Here is a 19,992-nt window from a genome sequence, read left to right as displayed (position 1 = left end):
AACGAGTTTCGCAAGATCTACGACTTGGATGTGGTCGCGATTCCGACGAACCGCGAAATGCAGCGAATCGAACATCCCGATTTGATTTACTTGACGGAAAAAGACAAGTTCAAAGCACTGGCTGCGGAAGTCGAACGTCATCACAAATGGGATGTTTTGGTCCTAAAAGATGGCAGCGAAATTTGGGGCACCATCGAAAGCGAATCGGACAGCGAAGTGGTTATCGCTGAAAAGGAACAGCGCATCCCCGAGCACATTCCGCGAACCAAAATCGACGCGATCGAAAAAGCCGGACGCCCTGTTTTGGTCGGTACCGTGAGTATCGAAAAAAGCGAACGTCTCTCCGAATTGCTCGAACGTCGAGGCATCCCGCATTCGGTTCTCAACGCAAAACAGCACGGTCGCGAAGCGGAAATTGTTTCGCAGGCTGGCCGTATCGGTGCCGTCACGATCGCAACCAACATGGCTGGTCGTGGTACCGACATTATCCTGGGCGGAAACCCCGAAACGATGGCTTGGGCACAACTGCAACACAAGTATCCGACTCGACTGGAAGTCCCCGACGATGAATGGAACGCGTTGGTCAAAGAGATCGACGATCGAGAAAAGATGAGCGAAGAAGGCCTTGTGGTTCGCGAAATTGGCGGCCTCTGTGTGGTTGGTACCGAGCGTCACGAATCACGCCGAATTGACTTGCAACTTCGCGGTCGATGTGGACGTCAAGGCGACCCCGGTGGCAGCCGGTTCTTTTTGTCGTTGGAAGACGACCTGATGCGAATTTTTGCCGGCGATTTTGTCAAAAGCATGATGGAACGCCTGGGCATGAAGGAAGGCGAAGCGATCGAATCCAAATTGGTCACTCGGCGAATCGCTGCGGCTCAAAAGAAAGTGGAAGAACGCAACTACGAGATCCGCAAAAGCTTGCTGGACTATGACGAAGTCATGGACGAACAACGCAAACGCGTCTACCAGTACCGCCAAAACCTGTTGGACGGACACAGTTCGCGAAAGATGGTTCTGGAATTGATCCGTGGGCAGATCGACAAGTACGTCGAAACGTTTTTGGATCAGCATTACGGTGTCGACACGTTCGCCACTTACGCGGGAAAACAGCTGGACTGCAAATTGGAGCCCCGTGATTTTCTGAACATGGATCTTCAGATGGCAGAAGTCTACGCGCGTGATCAAGCAGAACGTGCGGCTGAAGTGACCGTCGATGACATCATCGAAGAAAACTTGCCCGAGAGCATGGAAGACGAATGGAACTGGAAGGCTCTGGCCAACTGGTCCAACACCACGCTGGGCACCAACTACAAAGATCATCAGTTGCAGCGAATGCAACGCGAAGAGATGAATCAGGAGCTGATCAAAAAGGCTCACGAGAAAATCAAAAAGGCCGACCTCAGTGAAGGCGAACCATTTCTGTCAGCCGATTTCGGACTGCAAACGATGTGCGCCTGGATGCGGCACAAATTCGGAATCGAAACGACGCCCGATGAATTTCGCGACGAAGAAGACGTACGCAAAGTTTCCGACACGTTGATGCAGCGGGCCGAAGAAGAGTATGCGTCCAAAGAGTCGGAGTATCCCGTCCTGGCCGGAATTTCGAGATTCACCAATCAGCAAGGCGATCAGGTCGCACTGGATCGTGAAGGCTTGGTTGATTGGGTGAAACGTCGCTTTGATGTGGACCTGGATATCGATGACATTCGGCTCAACCGCGACGAACTGAAAGTTCAACTGGTTCAGTACAGTCGCCAGACGGGAGACGCTGCCGAAGCGAAATATCAAGTCGCTGAAGACAAGTTGCAATCCGTGTTTGGAAAATCCGATCCTGGCACGACTGCTGCAGTGGCCTGCGGTGACAGTGGCGAATTGGAATCGCTAGTTCAGTGGCTACACGACGAACTGAACTACAAGACACAAAAGGAAGATTTGTCACGGATGAACCGCCACGAGTTGGCTTTGGCGCTCGATGGTGCGGTGGACGATCGCTTTCACCCCGAAATGCGACGAATGGAACGTCAAATTTTGCTCAGCATCGTTGACGATGCCTGGAAGAACCACTTGCTGACAATGGACCACCTGCGCAGCAGTGTCGGTCTCAAGGGCTACGCTCAGATGGACCCCAAGGTCGAATACAAACGCGAAGGCATGCGTATGTTTGACACCATGTGGGAATCGGTCGGGGAACGAGTCACCGATTTGATTTTCCGAATGGAGTCCTTCAACGAAGACTTCATTCGCAGCACCTGGGTCGATGGCGAAGCCAAGCATGAAGATGCAGCATCCACGTCACGAATCCAAATGGATTCGGATACGGAAGCTCAACAGGCTGCCGACGCCAGCAATCAAAGCACAGAGACAAAGATTGAAACGATCCGCAACACGACTCCTCGGGTAGGACGAAACGATCCTTGCCCGTGTGGAAGCGGAAAGAAGTACAAAGCTTGCCACATGCGTAAGTAAGACAACGGACGGCAAGTCGACCGACGACTAGCTTCAGCCCTTTGCTGCGGCGTTTGGTCTGCGAAGCCAAACGTGCGGATTTCGTCGCGGGGTTAGCCGCTCGGAGTTCAGGCGTATGAGCTTGGCAGCGGGGGACGACTTGCCAACCTGTGATGACGAACAATACGGGAACGGATTCCGATGCTTGCCAATCTGATCTACTCGCTAGCGCTGTTTTTGGCTTCCCCCGTGGTCGCCTACCGGATCATTCGCCACGGGCGTTATCGTCGCGGTGTCGCCAACAAATTGCTGGGGCTCTCGCCCAGCGGCGCTCAAAAGATTCACGAAGCTGCCAAACTGAATGCAAATTCCAAACAGTGTTTTTGGTTGCATGCGGTCAGTGTCGGCGAAGTAAACTTGCTGCCTTCGCTGGTAGAAAAGCTAAGAGCACGCAGCCCCGACACTGTTTTTGCGATCAGCACGTCGACGGACACTGGGTACGACGTAGCTGTCAAACATTTCGGTGAAGACGCTGTGTTCTTTTGCCCGCTCGATTTCACTTGGGCCGTGCGTCGCACTCTCCGTAATCTGAAGCCGTCAAAATTGATTTTGGCTGAGCTGGAACTATGGCCTAACTTGATCCGAATCGCCGACGAATCGCAGCTACCGATCATGGTAGTAAACGCCAGGCTGAGCGAAAAAAGCGCCCGCGGCTATCAAAAATTCTCGAAACTGACTCGTTCTACTTTCGCAAGATTGACCTGGGTCGGTAGCCAAGACCAAACCTGTGCCGAGCGATTCGAATCGTGTGGAACTCCTGCGAAGAACATCGCCGTGACCGGTTCGATCAAATTTGATGACGCTCCCACGGATCGCAATACTCCGGATGTTGCTTCCCGGCAGCAGTGGGCGGGCATTGACCCGTGGCAGCGTGTCTGGATGTTTGGCAGCACACAGGAGGGCGAAGAAGAACTCGGACTGAGTGTCTATCAAGAACTGAAAACCTTGCATCCCGAATTGCGTCTGATACTTGTCCCCAGGCATCCCGAACGTTTCGATACCGTTGCTCGCCTGGTCGAAGCCCACGGAATGAAAGCCCACCGAAGATCGACCGACCATTCACTCTACGACAGCCAGTGGGATGCAGACACCGCGATTTTGATTGACACCATCGGCGAACTGCCGCACTGGTGGGGCGTTTGTCAAATTGCCACGGTCGGAGGTAGTTTTGGTGATCGTGGCGGACAAAATATGCTGGAGCCAGCGGGATACGGGTGTGCCGTTTCGTTTGGGCCCAACACCAAAAACTTTGCCGAGATCGCAGAACGCCTGATCGATGGCCATGGTGCTGTGCGAGTCGCCGACAAGGCGGAACTAACCGACTTTGTTCGCCGATGCGTCAGTGACGTGCCTGCCGCCGATTCACTGGGCCGTGCCGCGCGGCAAGTGATCGACGAACACTGCGGTGCGACGGACAAAACCGTCGCAGCGTTGATAGTCGTGTCCAATTCACATCGCGCTGCTGCGTAAGCGCCATCGACGCGATCGATGGCCTGGCTTAGCTCGTCATGCTACGAACGAGTTGTTTCTGCGCATAAAAAGCGGGGTGAGTTTTCAACGAAAACTCACCCCTATCGGCACGGCGGAGCGCTTCGCCGCGATTCCGAATTCAATTCAGTTGTGTCGCCCGATAGGCGGCAAACTCAGTTCGACTTGTAGTCGACTCGCGGCCTACTCTTCAGCAGCTGGTCGACCGCCGCGTCCGCCACGATCTCCGCCACCGCGTCCGCCACGATCTCCGCCGCGATCAGCACCGCCACCGCGGCCACCACCACCAGCGCCGCCGCGGCCACCACCACCAGCGCCGCCGCGGCCACCACCACCAGCGCCGCCGCGTCCGCCGCCTCGGCGTGCGCTCTCAGGCATTTCAAATGGTTCACCCTTCATGTCTTCAAACTGCTTCTTTTGATCCGCCGTCAGAACGTCCATCATTCCCTTGTCGGCTTCCTTCTTCAGCTCATCGCGAGCCTTGGTCATTCCCTCGAACATTTTCTCGCGGTCACCCGATTCGCGAAGATCAGCCATGCGACTCATCATTTTCTCTTGCATGCCTTCGCCAACTTTTTTCAGATTAGCCGTTTGCGCTGTCGAAATCTTCAGGGTTTTGATCACCTTTTCGTCCATCAACGCTCCGACGCCACGCTGTTGCAAAGCGATTTGGTCCAGGCGATCGAGTTGCTCAGGCAGCAAAATTTCTTCCAATTGAGCGCGGGCCTTCGCCGTTGCTTCGTCTCGCTGCTTTCGCATTTTTTCAAAGAACTCGTTTCGCTCTTCTTCGCTCGCGTTTCGGAAATCAAAATTGGGGCGTTCCTGGTTGCCACGGTTCGAGGCGATCTTTTCCAAGGCCTCTTCTTGGTCAGGCATCAATTCGATTTCTTCGCGCACCTCTTCGATGCGAAGCAATCCAGCGACAGCGTCTCCGCCGCCTCCACCGCCACGACCACCACCGAAACCGCCGCCTCCAAAACCTCCGCCACCCCCTGGGCCTCCTCTTCCTCCTCCTCCTCCTCCTTGTCGTCCACCGTCGCCGCCAGGACGTCCGCCACCACGTTGAGCCATCACATCGGTAGCAATGAATGCCAGTAGAGCCAAAGCGAACAACCCAGTCGCCGCGCGTGAAATTTTCATCAAATCAGTATCCGAAAAGGTTAAAAAGAGAATTGTGGGCCGAAAATCGCCGAGAAAGTCGACCGACTGTCTTGTCATGATATGAAACCAAGAGCCGCTCGGTGGGTTTCGCAAATGGTAAGAAAAGCGACCATTTTCCTACGAAAGCAGCCCAAAGCAACGGGCGACCTGGCGGCTGGCACAGAATGTGAGGGCTATTGCTGCAGGGCAAAAAGAACCAAATTCCCGACGATTTGGGCTGCCGTTTTCGTATCGTACCCCGGACATTGAACCGAATTGCTGCTCTCCAGGGCACAACTAAGGTCCAACGGCGAAAAGAAAACATTCGCCACGCCATCGATTTCGGCGTATTCCAAGACGGGATGCGATTGCCGGCGGTTGATGCTTTGACCACCGCCACCGAGCACAGGTTTGCGAACTGTGACACGACGCACATCATCACCGTCAAAAGAGGGGGTAAAGGCAGGATGCTCCGGAGGCATCTTCAGCAGTGGCGAACCGGGCAAAATTCGTTTTATTTCCTCTCGAAATGAAGCGGCAAATGCTTCGTTGCCGCAAATCGCGCTCGCGATGATCACGCCATCGTTTTGCACATACTCCCGCAGCACCTCTCGTTGCTGGATCGTGAATTGAAATTCAGTGCGTCCATGAATCCAAAGCACAAACACATCCTTCAGTTCGTCGGCGTCGAACGACACAGGTTCCGGGGACGGAGCGAGTCGAACAAACGCGCGTTTACCGATGATGGCCGCTGCATTGGGAAGGGCTCGTCGTGCTTCCTCCCCGCCCGCATCCAAGCTCAGATAGGCCAAGCGAACAGTGCCCCGATCCGACTTGATCGATGGCCCGCTATCGAGAACCACTCGTTTATCAAGCTTGTCCTTCAACTCGCGGCCCGTTGCATACGCAATGATGTTTTGGCCAATCCGTACCGACGTATCTAGCTGGCCTGTCACAGACGCCGATACTTCGTTTCGCCGCATCAGCAAATCGCTTAGCTCCCAGCGACACGACAGCGAACGGGGAACATAGAACACAGATGTCCGACAGCACGCCTGAACACCGTACACCCAAAAGTCATCCCCCATCACTCCGGCGTCGATGCCGCCAATGTCGACCTTACGCTCGGCAAACCAAACCGGGTGAGTCGGCGGCAACTTGGCAAGCGTGGTCCCGCCAAACCATTGCCGGCAAATTTCGTTGACATTCTTTTCAAACGCCGATGCATCGCCACAGCCATCGCCACCGTCGGCTTCAAACAGAATCGTTCCACCTTGGTCGATGTATTGCTTCAAACGCTCCAGGGCTTCATTCGTCAATTGCAAAGACTGACTGTCACTGATCACCAACACTGGCGTTTGCAGCAGATCGGCAACACTGGCATCTTTGCCCTGGATGGTTTGCCAAGTCAGATCGCGCCGCCAAGCTTTTTCGACATGACGCACCAGCTGGCGCATTCCATCGGGATGCTGCTGCCAATTGCGGCTCTTGCCATCGCCATGCTGGAATTGGCCGATCACGACTTGACGTTTTCCTTTGCTCAAAAAAAGCAATGCGAACGCTGTCGTAATGTTGCGATCCTCCTCCCAGCCACCTCCTGCCCAAAAACCCTGAAAGTTGTCTTGCTGATCCAGCAGTTGTTCGGCCCCTTCGCGGTACCAATCATGGTCTCCGATGAATCGCCGCCCCGACAGTCGACCGACTCGTTCGAGCGCATAGAGAAAGTAAAAGTAGGTTCCTAGATGGCCGCCAGGATTCACCGTTACCGAAAACGAATCGGTAAGCCAATCGACGCCCTTTTGAACGGGATCGTCGTCCGCATCCGCGCCACCGCAGCAGCGAATCTGATCGCCGGTGATCTGCGAACTGCCTTTTGATAACCGGCCTTGCGCGATGATCACCGACGCTATCCCAGCGCACGTCATGCTGCCTGATGCGGAAGTCCCGCCCCCGTACCCCCAACCACCCTTTGGATTTTGCCGCGAAAGCCAGTATTTTAACGAACGTTCGAATACAGCCGAATCAACCTCGATCCCACGGTCCTGCGCGGCACCGAGTGCCAGCAATGCGAACTGCGTATTGGACGGATCGCCACCGAGACGATCACCGCCGTAACCCCAAGCACCCGAGCGTTTTGCAAACGCGCCGTCTTTGACCTGTTCTCGAACCAAGACTTGAACATTGCGTCGAATCCGCGGCAGATCTCCGGCAGCGCCTAGCTGGCAATACACCAACGTCTGCAAAGACACCGAATATGTTTCACTCGGCTCGATATTGCGCAAATAACGCATCGCGCGAGTCAGATCGGGATCGTCTCGCGAAACGCCGGAGTTCAAAAGTGCCAACGTACACAGCGACGATGCTCCGCACGATTGTCCGCTGAACTCTTCCCAGCCGCCGCGATCGGATTGTGTTTTGCGAAGATAGGCAACCCCGCGATCGATCGAACGTTGCACGGAAGTCGCATCCACTTCGGCGCTGGCCGCATGCTGTGATTGCACCAGGCTAATGCCGACGACGCAAACACCGACGGCCAACAGCAACATTAAACCGGGCACCCCCTTTCGCGAATCTCCGGTCGCTCGCGTAAGATAGTGCCATGACTTTCGAGCGAACCCTTTGGGGATTGGATCGATTGACATCCATGAACTCTCGCCAGCCTGTTTGCCAACTACCCGGTTTTGCTTTTCGATCATGAGCGGTTCTCCTACTCCCCCACCAAAACCAAGTGCCAGTCGCAATATCGGCGACGTGCTGCGCGAGTTTGCCGAACACCAGCAAACGATGCGAGCCGAATTGGCCAAAGTCATTGTGGGTCAAAGCGACACCATCGAGCAACTGCTGGTTGCCATTTTTACGCGAGGCCATTGTCTTTTGGAGGGCGTTCCGGGACTGGCAAAGACGTTGATGGTCAGCACGCTCGCTGAAATCCTGGATGTATCGTTCAAGCGAATTCAGTTTACCCCTGACCTGATGCCTTCGGATATTACTGGCACCCAGGTCTTGGAAGAGGACGAATCGGGCAAACGTTCGTTTCGTTTTGTCGAAGGCCCGATCTTTACCAATATTTTGCTGGCCGACGAAATTAACCGAACGCCTCCGAAAACCCAGGCCGCTCTCTTAGAAGCGATGCAGGAGCGGCAAGTGACGGTCGGACGCGATACATTCGATTTGGCGGCACCGTTTTTTACGATCGCGACACAGAACCCCATTGAGCAAGAGGGCACGTATCCGTTGCCCGAAGCCCAATTGGACCGGTTCATGTTCAACATCAAAGTGGGTTACCCCACGGCGGACGAAGAAGAACAGATTTTGACGGTGACCACTCGAGGCGAAAAGCAAATTGTCAACAAAGTGCTGTCGGCCAAAGCGATTTTGAATGTTCAAAAATTGGTCTCCAGCGTCGCGGTCAATCCATTCGTCATTCGCTACGCATCGCAGCTCGTCCGCGCGACGCGGCCAGGCAACGAAACGGCCCCTCAATACGTCAAGGACTTGGTCGACTGGGGCGCCGGACCGCGCGCGGGTCAAAACCTAATCGCGGGCGCGAAAGCACTCGCGGCCATGGACGGCCGATTCAGCGTCGACCCCAGCGATATAAAAAAGATCGCCAAACCGGTACTTCGGCACCGGATCGCCACTAATTTTCAAGCCCAGGCCGAAGGCATGGACACCGACGCGGTGATCGACCGTCTGCTAACAGATGTGCTGCCGCCTGAACCCGAAAAGCTGAAAGCCTAACGTAGACTGCCTCCAATGTCCGCACTTCTTTCGCCTGCGTCGCTTCAGCAAATCAAACGTTTGGATTTGCGTGCGCGAATGGTGGTACGAGGTTTCTTGCAAGGTTTGCACAGCAGCCCGGCGCAAGGATTCTCGGTGCAGTTTAGCGAACACCGGCGATACAACCGCGGCGACGATCCCAAACTGATTGATTGGTTAGTGTATGCCAAAACCGACAAGTACTACACCAAACGCTATGAAGCGGAAACGAACTTAACCGGCTACCTGGTCATGGACCTTTCTTCATCGATGGGGTTCACCGAAAGCCAGACGATGACCAAGTTTGAATACTCGACCTGCCTGGCGGCGTCGCTGACTTACTTGATGAACATGCAACAAGACCCGGTGGGACTAATCACGTTTGACGAAAAAATGCGAGCCAGACTGCCAGCACGAAGTCGGCGGGGGCACCTTAGCGATGTGATGGCGCAGCTTTCGACGCTTAAACCAGAAGGCAACACCGACTTGCCCAAGTGCATCACCCAAGTCGCGGCGATGTTGAAACAACATTCGCTGGTGATGTTGTTTTCGGATCTCTTGTCGGATCCCGAGGAAGTCCTGTCGTCTCTGGCCCGCCTGCGCCACGGCGGGCATGACGTGATCCTATTTCATGTACTGGATGCAGCCGAAGTCGACTTTCCGTACGAAGGCCCCGTGCAATTCGAGGACGCTGAAACCGGCGAAACCATTTCGGTCGATGCCACCGGCTTTCGCAGCGAGTACTTGCAGCAACTGGATGAGTTTCGCGACGCGTTTCGATCCGGCTGCGCAAACTTGCAGATCGACTACGTTCCGCTGGATACCAGCATGCCGTTCGACAAAGCGTTGACAGAATACTTGATCCAGCGCCAAAGCCGTTTTTAAGCGACCGATCTTACGACGAGCTTTTTGTCCGCCCCTCTTAACCGATTCGCTAGTGACCTTTCTTAATGCCAGTCTGATTTTCGCTGTGATGGCTGTCGCTATCCCGATCGTGCTGCATTTGGTTGCGCGCCGGGAACCCAAGAAAGTGGTTTTTCCGTCCATCCGTTTCTTGACCAAGAAATACGAAAACAATCGCAGCAAGCTGCAAGTTCGTCGTTGGTGGCTATTGGCTTTGCGAATCGCGGCACTGGCTTTATTGGCACTCGCCTTGGCTCGGCCCGCTATTCACCAAGCCCTATCGCTGACTTGGTTGACGATTGGAATCCTGGCCCTGGTCGGGATCGTGCTTTTAGGGATGGCAACCCTGGCTCTGTCACGCGGGCAGTCACGGGGACTGACTTACGGACTGACTGCGACTGCAATCGCGTTTTTGTTGGGTTCGATTGGATGGGGAGCCTACACATCTGCGTCGGGCCAACGGCCTGCGATTGACAATGCATCGCCCGCCGCGATCGCAATTGTGTTGGACAATTCGCCGACCGCTGCTTGGAAAACGGCCGAAGACGATCGGCTGGTCCGAATCAAACAGATTGCACACTGGATGATCTCGCGTTTGCCGCCCACCAGTCGCATAGCCATCGTGGATCGATCCAACGTGCCGGTAACGTTTGCCATGGATCCGTCCAGCGCGATAGCCAAAGTCGATCAGCTTCGCACCACCGAAGTCACACAACCGATCTCCAACCGCATCGATGCAGCAGTTCGTTTGGTTCGCACCAGTGAATTAGAAAATCGTCAGCTGTTGATTATCAGTGATCTGGCAGAACCGACTTGGGGAGAATCAGCTCTCGATCCGCAGTTGTCGACCACGATTGCTGAATCGCCGACCGTCCCGGTCACTTTTTTTGACCTCGGCGTTTTCAAGGAATCCAATCGTTCGCTTGGCGTACCAACCATACAAGACACGACGCCTCCTGCTGGCGTACCGGTCAAACTCACGACCGTGCTTTCGCTTTCGGCTGCCCAAACGACGACTCCACCGACGGACTCATCCGCGGGGGAGGTTTTGCCAACCGCCAATTCGTCCGCAGACCAACCGCTGCAAACAAATCAGCAGATCGCAGGCACGCAATCGGTAACCGCCGAATTGTCGCTCTACGAAAGCGACCCAGCGTTGCCCGTTGTTCGCAACGGCAAAGTCGTCCGACCAGCACTGAAGCAGGTCGATCGAAAGAACGCTGAAATCACGGTGGGTGAAAGCCGCGAGTTGGTGCTGACGATCCCGCCACTTGCCACGGGAATCCACCACGGCACGATCGAATTGATCGGCGAAGATGCCCTCGGCTTGGACGACAAACGGTACTTCACAGTCGAAGTCTTGCCACCGTCACAAGTGCTGCTTGTCGGTGATGACACCGAGCAAGCCGACCAGATCGCCGAAGTGATCACGTCTCCTTACTCGGTTGACGACCCCAACGCCGAGTACCAAATCCAACGCATCGGCTACGACGATTTGCCCGTCGTGCAACTCACCAACTTTAATGCCGCACTGCTTTTGGATCCGCCAACGGAGACTCTGACCGATGAGTCACTTGCACAGTATGTCACTGACGGAGGCAACGTGTTTGTCTGTGTGGGACCGGCGGCCGGCTTGGCTTCCGTTCGCAGCGATGCCTTGCCAACTTTATTGCGACCATGGCGAGTCCCTGAACCCTACACGTTTCTAAACGTCGTTCAATCAGCGCATCCGATCCTGGCGATCTTCTCCGAGATTTCCGATGGTGTTCCCTGGGCAGACTTTCGAGTTCGGCAGTACTGGCAAGTAGAAACACAACCGAGCGATCGAGTCTTGATGCGTTACGCAGGCACCAAACACCCGGCGTTGATTCAGCGGATCGTTCAAAATTCCGGCGATGCGAGCAGTTCGGGTACTACGAAAACAGGCAGTTGGGTGATGTTGACGACTCCCATCCCCGACACCGGTGACTTTAAAAAGCAGTGGAACGATCTTTTTGGTGCCGAAGCTTGGCCCGCGTTTCTATTGGTCAGGTTCATCGCCGAATCACTGACAGGCCGCAGTTCCCACAACTGGATGCCGACCGTCGGGCAGCCTCAGTTAGTCAAAATCGGCAACGCCACCGACGGAATCGCGACGAACGAAACGAACACATCGGAAGAAACGGACAACTTGCGTTTGCAGCTTTTTCCGCCTGGCAACTCGTTGCCCGTGCCGATTGACGTTGATCCAGCTGCTCAGGAAGTCGTGATCGCTGATGTCGCTCGCGGAGGAACCTATTGGCTGCGTGGCGGTAAAAACACCGGAGGCTTTAGCGCGAATCTGCCTGCCGCTCTGACTCGCTTAAAAAGGATTGACGTCGCTGCTTTGAGTGACTGGTTTGGCCCCGATTTCTACGCCGTCGCGACCAATCAGGATGAAGTGGAACTAGCCGAAGTCGCAACGTCTCACCGAGTATCGCTCCGCTCGCCGCTACTGCTATTGGCTTTGGCGGTGTTTTTGCTGGAACTGATTTTGGGCAATCGGTTCTATGCATCACCACGACGTCAATCCAGCGGCGTGTCCCGTCGGAGCGCGACCGCATGACCCAGTTTGGCTTCGAACCGATCTATGGCTCCATCGTTCTAGCGATCGTATGCGCGGTTGCTGTCGTCGCGGTGATCGCGTTGGTCACACCACCGACAAAGACTTCGTCGCAACGCTACTGGTTGATTGCACTTCGCTCATGCGCCGCGCTCACACTCTTGCTGGCCGTTCTGCGTCCTTCTCTGATTCGCACCGACAACCTGCCGGCAGAAGCAGTGCTGATAGTCGCCGCGGATACGTCGCAAAGCATGACGCTCCCCGATCGCGACGGCCGTGATCGCTGGACAACTCAGCAACAAGTGTGGAAGCAGTTATCACAAGGCCTGAGCGGAGGCGACACTTCCTTAGAAATCAAGTTGCTGACGTATGACCGAGACGTTCGCCAATTGACGGCCAATGCCAGTGATGCGTTGGAGCAACTGTCGCCCAGCGGTGATCTGACGGACCTGAACTTGGCGGCTTCAAAAGCGATTCAGTCCGCTGCAGGAAAACCGATCGCCGGCATCGTCTTGATCGGCGATGGGGCACAGACCGCGCCGCTCGCGTCCAACGGCAGCGACGAAACGCAAACCACCGGTCGCATCGGGGTCGAACGATCTATCGAGACACTCAACTCGCTCGGTGCACCGTTTTGGCCGATTCCGATTGGACCTTCCGGTGGCGGCGACGCCGGACGTGATGCGGACGTCAGCGCGCTGAACGAAAGTTATCAGTTGTTTGCCGACAACGGTTTCGATGTTTCATTCCAAGTGCAGGCACGAGGTCTTTCGGGGATCGAAATACCGATCGAACTGGCTTGGATTGATGCCTCAGGCAAGTCGACCGAAGCGGCTCAGCGGGCCGTGGTTCCTGAGCGGTCGTCGGAAGTGTTTTCGTTGAAAGTCCCGCTCACCGCGCCTTCACCTGGCCAGTACCGGTTGGTCGTCAGCGTGCCAACCCAAGCGGGCGAATTGGTTGAAAACAACAATCGGCAAATCGCGTTTGTGGATGTTCGCGAAGGCGGCGGGCGGATTCTTTACTTGGAAGGTACCGCTCGAGAAGAACAACGTTTTTTGCGTCGATCCCTTCGGCGATCACCCGACTTGTTCCTGACCTACGACCTTTTACGGACCGATCGCAGTTGGCCAGTCGATCTGGGAACTGTTTTCAAACCTGGAAAATTTGATGTCTACATTATCGGTGATTTGGATTCGGCGGCGTTGGGCAATCAACAGCTGGAACAATTGACAGAAGTAGTGGGGCAGGGCGCTGGCTTAGTCATGCTTGGCGGGTTCAACACCTATGGCCCCGGCGGCTATGCCGACACACCTTTGGCCGCGGCGATACCGATTCAAATGGATGGATCCACTCGAAATGATGCACGCCGTCAGGGTGTCAACCTAAATCTGGATTTGCTTCCGGGGCAACTTACCGGTCCCGTGCAAGCGATCTTGGCTCGCAACCATCCGATCACTCAGTTGGGTGGCCAAGATCCGGCGAAGACTTGGTCCGAATTGCCACCGATGAAAGGCGTCAACCGATTTGGCAAAACTAAATCGACACCAGGTGTGCAGGTGCTGCTGCAATCCGACAAAGATCAGCCTCTGTTGGTCACTGGCGAATACGGTAGCGGGCGAGTCGCGGCGTTGGCTTTCGATTCGACCTACCAATGGTGGCGAGCCGGCAAAAGCGAATTGCACCGTCGATTTTGGCGTCAACTGGTTTTGTGGTTGCTCGCTCGCGAAGAAAGTGGTGGCGACGAGATCGTGATCAAAATGGACGCGCGGCGTTTTTCGATCGACAAACCACCTGAATTCAGCGGACGAGTCGAATCAATCGGCAGCGACACCTCCGAACTGGATTTGATCACCGAAATCATTGATTCAGCAGGCCAAGTCACCTCCGTTAGCGGAGTTACCAAATCATCCGCCGACGGAAACATCTCGGTCGCAGGTCGCTTGCCCAAGCTGCCTGCTGGGTTCTTTCATCTTCAAGTGCGACCGTCCGACGATCGGTCAAATCTCCAGCCCAAGCAACTTGCGTTTCAGGTGATCGACGAGAGTCGCGAAATGGCGCGTGTGATGGCGGATCCCGTTTACCTAAAACAACTTGCTGATCTCACGTCGGATCATGGAGGGCGTGCGTTTTCGTCCGATGAGATAGGCGAATTGATCTCGACGATCAAGCAGCGTCGTCGGAAAGCCGAAACGCCGGTCGTCGAAAAGCATCGATTGGGCGACGGTCCCCTGAGCGGTTGGATCGTCTTTCTTCTTTTCGCCGGATGCCTCAGCAGCGAATGGTTTCTCCGTCGCAAATGGGGCATGGCGTAAGTTCCCTCGTACGTGCAGCCGCCCACGGACGCATCAGCTTGATCCCGACTAATCGGCACATCCGGTTCACTCGGTCTTCAGATCGCGGATGCACCGAAGAATCGTCTTTGTGGACGAACGGGGTGCCCCTCCGCAGCGTTACTCGCAAGCTAGTTTTCGGGGTTCATCGATCCACTTGCCATGTTAACGATATGCAAACTCAAATCGCAGACGCTCAGGATTTTGGCCCCTCACTGGGAGTCATCGAATCCACCTCCGAAAAAGTTCAGCTGGTCATCTGCGGCGTAGCTGTCGTTACTGGCTTTGCGGCTTCCATGCTGAAGGAATCGCCGACAGTCATGTTTGCAACGGTTCTTGGCATCGGACTGGCAGTCTTTGTCTGCTACTTGGTCTGCAAAAAGACACGGCGGTTTTCCGAGCGTCTGGAAGTCTTTCCCGAAGGCGTCCGGCTGAACTTGAGGGGCACCGAAGACGCGTTTCGTTTTACCGATCTCAGAGAGTTCAAAATTTCCGAAACGGATCATCACGCCAATGGAATGTACATCGGCACGCGTGCTCGCCTGCACTTCGTGATCGATGGTCGCATTCGGCCGATCAGTTGCGAACTTGAACATAAACGGCACAAGTCGACCGGAGGCGTGATGGCGCGTTTAGCGGAATCGTCCGTCGCAGCCATTCGCAATCATCTGAGTTCCGTATTGGAAAGCGAAGGCGAACTACTGTGGACGCCCGAGGTTTACTTGACCATGGATGCACTGCGGATTCACGATGGTCCCAACGGCAACGTGCGATCGATCCCCATCGAAGACATCACACAGTGCACCGTGGCTGACAACCAAATGAAGTTCGCAAAATGCGGCGAAGCGATGCCGTTCTTAGTGCTGTCGACTGATCATGTAAACTTCTTTTCCATTGCAGAGTTGTTCCGATCGCTTCACGCGTGCTATCGCCAAGAAGAATCCGTCGCCTCGGCGAGCTCCGAATTGCACCTGCAAAGCGTTTAGGTCGTTTCCCCGCCACAAGCCACCGCAGCACGGCAGTCCAGCGACAACTTCGATCCCGAATCGCGGACTCAGGCCTGTGTTTCATGCTTCCTCTCGCCGCAAACTGCCGTGATCGACGACGCAGGTAGTGAACCTTTGCTCACGCATCATTCACTGCCTGAACCGCAAAACACAGCGGCGTTCTTGGCCGCTTCGTGCCGCCACTGATCGGAAATTTTTCGGCCCGATCAGCTTGGCCTGCAGGACGTTTACATTGTCATGAGTCGGCCGAACATCATTTTTGAAAATGGTTCGGTTTTCATCGTCACAAAATGCGTTCTTTGACGCTGTAGAAACATTCCGTTTCAACCTTTTACCGATCTGCCTCATGTTTAGCCAAGTGAAACTTCAGTTCGCGATTGCCTGTATCGTCGCGACCATGACAACCTCCGTCACCCATGCTCAGGACGGCTACTTGTTTGGCGGAGTCGCCGCCGGGGGCCTGTCGCAAGGGCTTCCGTTGGGAATACCGCCGTCGCCAGGAGATACTCGCATGTTGTCGGTGCCTCCGGATGATGTGGGGGCCTATGTGACGTGGAGCCGAGTGGTCGCTCCCCAAGCCAACAGTAAAAATCGCACCGAACGTTTGCTGGCCGAGCCAGAGATCCAGGCCTTGTTCGGGCATGTGATGAAAAACTATCGCGATGCGGCGATTCGGGTCGGAAAGAAAGATCCTTCGGCGGGTGCGATCGCCGTGATCGGGTCCCAGTTTCTAAATGCGATTCTGTCGCATGAAACCGCCCTCTACCTTCGGATCAACGAAGGAAGTCTTGCAGGCGGCTTGGTCTGTGACCTGGGTGAAGATGCTGGCCAGCTGAACTTAGCACTTCGTTCACTTGCCAAAATGAGCGGCGATCAATTGGTGCCAAGCGTGCTAGAAACGTTGGACGTTTACTCGTTCAAGGACGCACCGTTGCCAGCTCAAGTGACGATCGGCAACCGCTTCATGATCCTGGCCGTGGGCGAAAACGAACTAGCGACCATTATTTCGCGTCTAAAAACTCCCGCGGGCGGGCAAACGAGCGTCGCGTCTTGGCTGAAAACAGCTCGAAAACAAGTCGACGTTCCGCGTCTGGCTAACCTTTCTTTTGTCAACGTCCAGCATTTTGCCAAGGCGTTGAATGGTGGATCGCAGATGCCGCCAGAACTGGCTGCACTTGATATCGACGGATTACGTTCGATGGTGTGTGCGACTGGCTTAGATGAAAACGGAATCGTCGTTCGAACACACTTTGACTGCGACGACGCTCTTTTGAACAAGCTAAAGCAATGGGGCGGCACACTCCAGGATTCCGATGCAGCCTTGGTACCCGCGGACGCCACGCTGTGGTCGGCACTCAAGTACAACGCGATGGCGACAACGGAATCGGCGATGCAGGCGTTTGAACTGATTGAACCGGGTGCGAATGAGCAGATCGAAGAATTCGTCCGGGAAGCGACCGGCGTGGATCTTCGTGAAGAACTGATTCCAGCGTTGGGCGATTCGATCCAATTCTATTCGTCGCCTAGCGAAGGCGGTCGCCTCCTGACCGGTTGGACGGGCGCGATCAAATTGAATGATCAAAGTGTTTTCGAGAAAGCAATCGAAAAGCTGCAAGGGCGACTTGCCGAAGCAGGCGTCCCGTTTCGCATCCAAAGCCGCGAAGTTAGCGGCAAAACGGTTTCGTATTTGACGAACCAGCGGCCGCAGGGTCGTTATCGTCGCGGCCCCGGTCTCGGGTTAGTACCAGCTTGGTGTCTGGATGATAATCGACTCATTGTTTCAACCTTTCCGCAAAACATCTATGCGTTGCTGGACCGCACGAGCCAATCCGACAACACGAAACCTGTCTTCGGCGACGACCACTTGAGCGGTGCGGCGCGAATCCAGCTGAATGAAAAAGCGATTGCCGAAATCGCGTATCCATTTCTTCAGATCGGCGCGGCACTGGCAATCAGCGAACTGGATGATGATCTGACGCAATTGGTGGAGATCGACTATGGATTTTTGCCTTCGCTACCCACCGTTACCAAGCACATGTCCGCAGCATCGCTAACCGTGCAGTTGGATGACGGCATTGACCTGGTTCGCCGGCAAACGCTTCCCCCCACGGGCGCAGCGACGGTCGTAATGGGCGTGCTGATCGCCGATCCGCTCGATGATCTAATCACTGCTTCGATTGACAAGAGTAATCCCGTTCGCGCTGTCAGTCGGCAAATGCGAAACCTCCTGTTCGCGATACAAGACCACAATGATTTCAACGGCGGGTTGCCAACGGACATTCGCAGCGCAGAGGGAAAACGACTGTTGAGCTGGCGAGTCGAATTGTTACCGATGTTGGGCGAACAATCCTTGTACGAGCAATTCAAAAGGGATCAGCCATGGGACAGTCCCGCCAACCGCCCACTGATTAACAAAATGCCCGGCGTCTTCCGCTCGATCGATACAAAAGAGGCGATTGGAAAAACAAGCTACTTGGCGGTTCGACATCCGAAATCTTCGATGCCCAGCGACCAAAAACTGAACATGAAACGCTTTGATTTCAAGAAAGGAGAAACCGTCATGCTGCTTGAGGCAAGCGATGCCGAGGCAGTTGAATGGACCAAACCTCAAGATCTGACGTACCAGGACGGGTCAAATCTATCCTTGCATTTGCGACAAAGAGATCAGGGACTGGTCATCGGATTTGCCAACGGTGCGGTCAAAACCGTTAGCGTCCCCATCAGCACCGAAGGGTGGGCCACTCTGGTCAAACGGGAAGAAAGCGATTTCGTTCCAGTAACGGACAAGCAGACGGAGAGCAAGCCGGACGAAGACGCCGCGCCCGCAGCACTTCCGACCGCAGCGACGAGAGACGAATCGACCGAAATGCCGGTCGACGCCGCGATAGGCAATTCGCTGCCTGCTATGACTTTGCTGAATCCTATTCCGATTGGATCTCCGCTAGCGAATGAATCCTCACTGGCGCGTGCGAAAGAGTTGGAGAAAGCCGGCAAGTTTTGGGAGGCGATCATTGAGTACACCAAAGTGACGGTCGCAGACCCAAATCATTTCCGTGCCAATCTTGGACTGGCCGGCGCAAAGTACGAACTGAAGCAATACAAAGAAGCCGAAGAAGCATTCGCCAAATGCATCCAACTGCAACCAAAAGATCACCGAAGCTACCTGGGGCACGGAATGAGTGTTTGGGTGCAAGATCGCAACGAAGATTCCCTCCCGTTTTTTGAACAAGCGTTCAAGATTGAACCCGCGTCGGCGAAGGCTTGGCTCTACCATGGGTTGGCTAACAATTCGCTCGGTAACCACGAACAAGCGATCGCTTCACTGACGAAGTCGTTGGACTTAGATCCCGCTCAGTGGCTTGGCACCTACATGCGGGCCAATGCGTACTATGCGCTAAAACGTAATCCAGAAGCCATCGTTGACTACAGCAAAGCCATCCAACTGCAACCGAAATCCTCGGAGCCGTATCTCTATCGGGCTTTTGTATATCGGCGTCTGGGAGAATCAAAGAAGGCGATCGCAGATTTCACTTCACGGCTAAAGTCCAATCCCTTAGACAAAACGGCCTTGGAGTATCGGGGCGATGAATACCTTGCTAACGGCCAGCCAAAACTTGCCGTCCGCGACTACGATTCATTGATCGGCTTGGATCCTGACCACGTTGCTGCTCTCCGTGGTCGCGGCAGTGCTCTCATCGACATGGAAGACTACGAGCAATCGGTTGCCGCTTACACACGCGTTATCGCGATGGAACCTACCAAGTATGACTTCGCAAACCGAGCGATTGGCTGGAAAGAACTGGACCGGTTCGACAATGCGGTGGACGACTACACGAGTGCATTGAAGCTGGACCCAAAGTACGGCTACGCGCTCACCTGGCGTGCGTCGGCCTACATGACCCTGAAACGGTTTACTCTCTCAAAGGCCGACTTCGAATCCGCTGTTGCCGTCGTCGGTGAAGATGACAGTGACCTTTTGGGAAACTTTTCTTGGCTACTGGCGGCTTGTCCTGACGACCAGATCCGCGACGGACAACTTGCTTTGAAATACGCTACCAAAGCGAGTGAGGCGACCGAGTGGAAAGAAGCCTGGATTATCGACAACGTGGCGGCTGCTCACGCCGAGCTAGGAAATTTTAAAGAAGCGATTCGCTTTGCCCAAAAGGCGATGGAGGTCGCCACTTCGGATTCGGTTCGCGATGACATCAAGACGCGATTGACCGAATACCAGTCCAACAAACCGGCGCGTTTTTGACGGCGACCGGTTGGACAATCC

At 54.9% G+C, this 19,992-nt stretch carries 10 protein-coding genes and 1 pseudogene; 9 read left to right on the top strand and 2 right to left on the bottom strand.

Going from position 1 to position 19,992, the window contains the following annotated elements; translation table 11 throughout:
- Positions 1–285: 285 nt before the first annotated feature.
- The 3 genes and pseudogenes from K239x_RS29025 to K239x_RS04845 all read left to right on the top strand — a co-directional run.
- Positions 286–774, top strand: a pseudogene (locus tag K239x_RS29025) (preprotein translocase subunit SecA); the annotation flags it as partial.
- Positions 772–2,469 (top strand): SEC-C metal-binding domain-containing protein, encoded by a 1,698-nt coding sequence (locus K239x_RS28275; RefSeq protein WP_473163589.1) that lies wholly within the window; start codon positions 772–774, stop codon positions 2,467–2,469. The pseudogene K239x_RS29025 and the gene K239x_RS28275, both read left to right, overlap by 3 nt.
- 180 nt (positions 2,470–2,649) lie before the next feature.
- A complete protein-coding gene (locus K239x_RS04845) occupies positions 2,650–3,978 on the top strand; it encodes a 3-deoxy-D-manno-octulosonic acid transferase (protein WP_145416516.1) in 1,329 nt (442 codons plus the stop codon).
- 201 nt (positions 3,979–4,179) lie between these two features.
- On the opposite strand, the gene K239x_RS28270 is transcribed toward K239x_RS04845, so the two are convergent.
- Positions 4,180–5,136 carry a hypothetical protein gene (locus K239x_RS28270; protein ID WP_419189683.1) on the bottom strand — a complete coding sequence of 319 codons (957 nt, stop codon included), beginning with the start codon at positions 5,134–5,136 and terminating at the stop codon, positions 4,180–4,182.
- A gap of 194 nt (positions 5,137–5,330) precedes the next feature.
- Positions 5,331–7,832, bottom strand: a complete 2,502-nt coding sequence (locus K239x_RS04835; RefSeq protein WP_419189682.1) for a DUF4159 domain-containing protein — start codon at positions 7,830–7,832, stop codon at positions 5,331–5,333.
- On the opposite strand from K239x_RS04835, the gene K239x_RS04830 reads away from it, so the two are divergent.
- The 6 genes from K239x_RS04830 to K239x_RS04805 all read left to right on the top strand — a co-directional run bounded on the left by K239x_RS04830 (position 7,831) and on the right by K239x_RS04805 (position 19,971).
- Positions 7,831–8,877: an AAA family ATPase gene (locus K239x_RS04830; RefSeq protein WP_419189681.1), complete on the top strand. Its 1,047-nt coding sequence runs from the start codon at positions 7,831–7,833 to the stop codon at positions 8,875–8,877. The genes K239x_RS04835 and K239x_RS04830 overlap by 2 nt on opposite strands.
- Positions 8,878–8,892: 15 nt before the next feature.
- A complete protein-coding gene (locus tag K239x_RS04825) occupies positions 8,893–9,780 on the top strand; it encodes a DUF58 domain-containing protein (RefSeq protein ID WP_145416514.1) in 888 nt (295 codons plus the stop codon).
- Positions 9,781–9,868: 88 nt separating this feature from the next.
- Complete coding sequence (locus tag K239x_RS04820; RefSeq protein WP_419189680.1) at positions 9,869–12,382, top strand: BatA domain-containing protein; 2,514 nt, start codon at positions 9,869–9,871, stop codon at positions 12,380–12,382.
- Positions 12,379–14,691 (top strand): glutamine amidotransferase, encoded by a 2,313-nt coding sequence (locus K239x_RS04815; protein WP_145416510.1) that lies wholly within the window; start codon positions 12,379–12,381, stop codon positions 14,689–14,691. The genes K239x_RS04820 and K239x_RS04815 overlap by 4 nt, the downstream gene beginning before the upstream one ends.
- 191 nt (positions 14,692–14,882) lie before the next feature.
- The gene (locus K239x_RS04810) at positions 14,883–15,695 is read left to right on the top strand and encodes a hypothetical protein (RefSeq protein ID WP_145416508.1); all 813 of its coding nucleotides are present in this window, start codon (positions 14,883–14,885) and stop codon (positions 15,693–15,695) included.
- Positions 15,696–16,062: 367 nt separating this feature from the next.
- Positions 16,063–19,971: a tetratricopeptide repeat protein gene (locus K239x_RS04805; RefSeq protein ID WP_419189679.1), complete on the top strand. Its 3,909-nt coding sequence runs from the start codon at positions 16,063–16,065 to the stop codon at positions 19,969–19,971.
- Positions 19,972–19,992 lie beyond the last annotated feature (21 nt).

It is taken from the genome of Stieleria marina (assembly GCA_007741555.1).
Classification (GTDB): Bacteria; Planctomycetota; Planctomycetia; order Pirellulales; family Pirellulaceae; genus K23-9.
Note: the sequence above shows the minus strand (reverse complement) of the source record. Positions and strands in the feature narration are given on the sequence as shown.

Excerpts from the sequence above, each read along its gene's own strand:
- K239x_RS28270 (WP_419189683.1), bottom strand. The coding sequence starts at position 5,136 with ATGAAAATTTCACGCGCGGCGACTGGGTTGTTCGCTTTGGCTCTACTG.
- K239x_RS04835 (WP_419189682.1), bottom strand. The coding sequence starts at position 7,832 with ATGATCGAAAAGCAAAACCGGGTAGTTGGCAAACAGGCTGGCGAGAGT.
- K239x_RS04830 (WP_419189681.1), top strand. The coding sequence starts at position 7,831 with ATGAGCGGTTCTCCTACTCCCCCACCAAAACCAAGTGCCAGTCGCAAT.
- K239x_RS04845 (WP_145416516.1), top strand. The coding sequence starts at position 2,650 with ATGCTTGCCAATCTGATCTACTCGCTAGCGCTGTTTTTGGCTTCCCCC.
- K239x_RS04825 (WP_145416514.1), top strand. The coding sequence starts at position 8,893 with ATGTCCGCACTTCTTTCGCCTGCGTCGCTTCAGCAAATCAAACGTTTG.
- K239x_RS28275 (WP_473163589.1), top strand. The coding sequence starts at position 772 with ATGCGAATTTTTGCCGGCGATTTTGTCAAAAGCATGATGGAACGCCTG.
- K239x_RS04805 (WP_419189679.1), top strand. The coding sequence starts at position 16,063 with ATGTTTAGCCAAGTGAAACTTCAGTTCGCGATTGCCTGTATCGTCGCG.
- K239x_RS04810 (WP_145416508.1), top strand. The coding sequence starts at position 14,883 with ATGCAAACTCAAATCGCAGACGCTCAGGATTTTGGCCCCTCACTGGGA.
- K239x_RS04815 (WP_145416510.1), top strand. The coding sequence starts at position 12,379 with ATGACCCAGTTTGGCTTCGAACCGATCTATGGCTCCATCGTTCTAGCG.
- K239x_RS04820 (WP_419189680.1), top strand. The coding sequence starts at position 9,869 with ATGGCTGTCGCTATCCCGATCGTGCTGCATTTGGTTGCGCGCCGGGAA.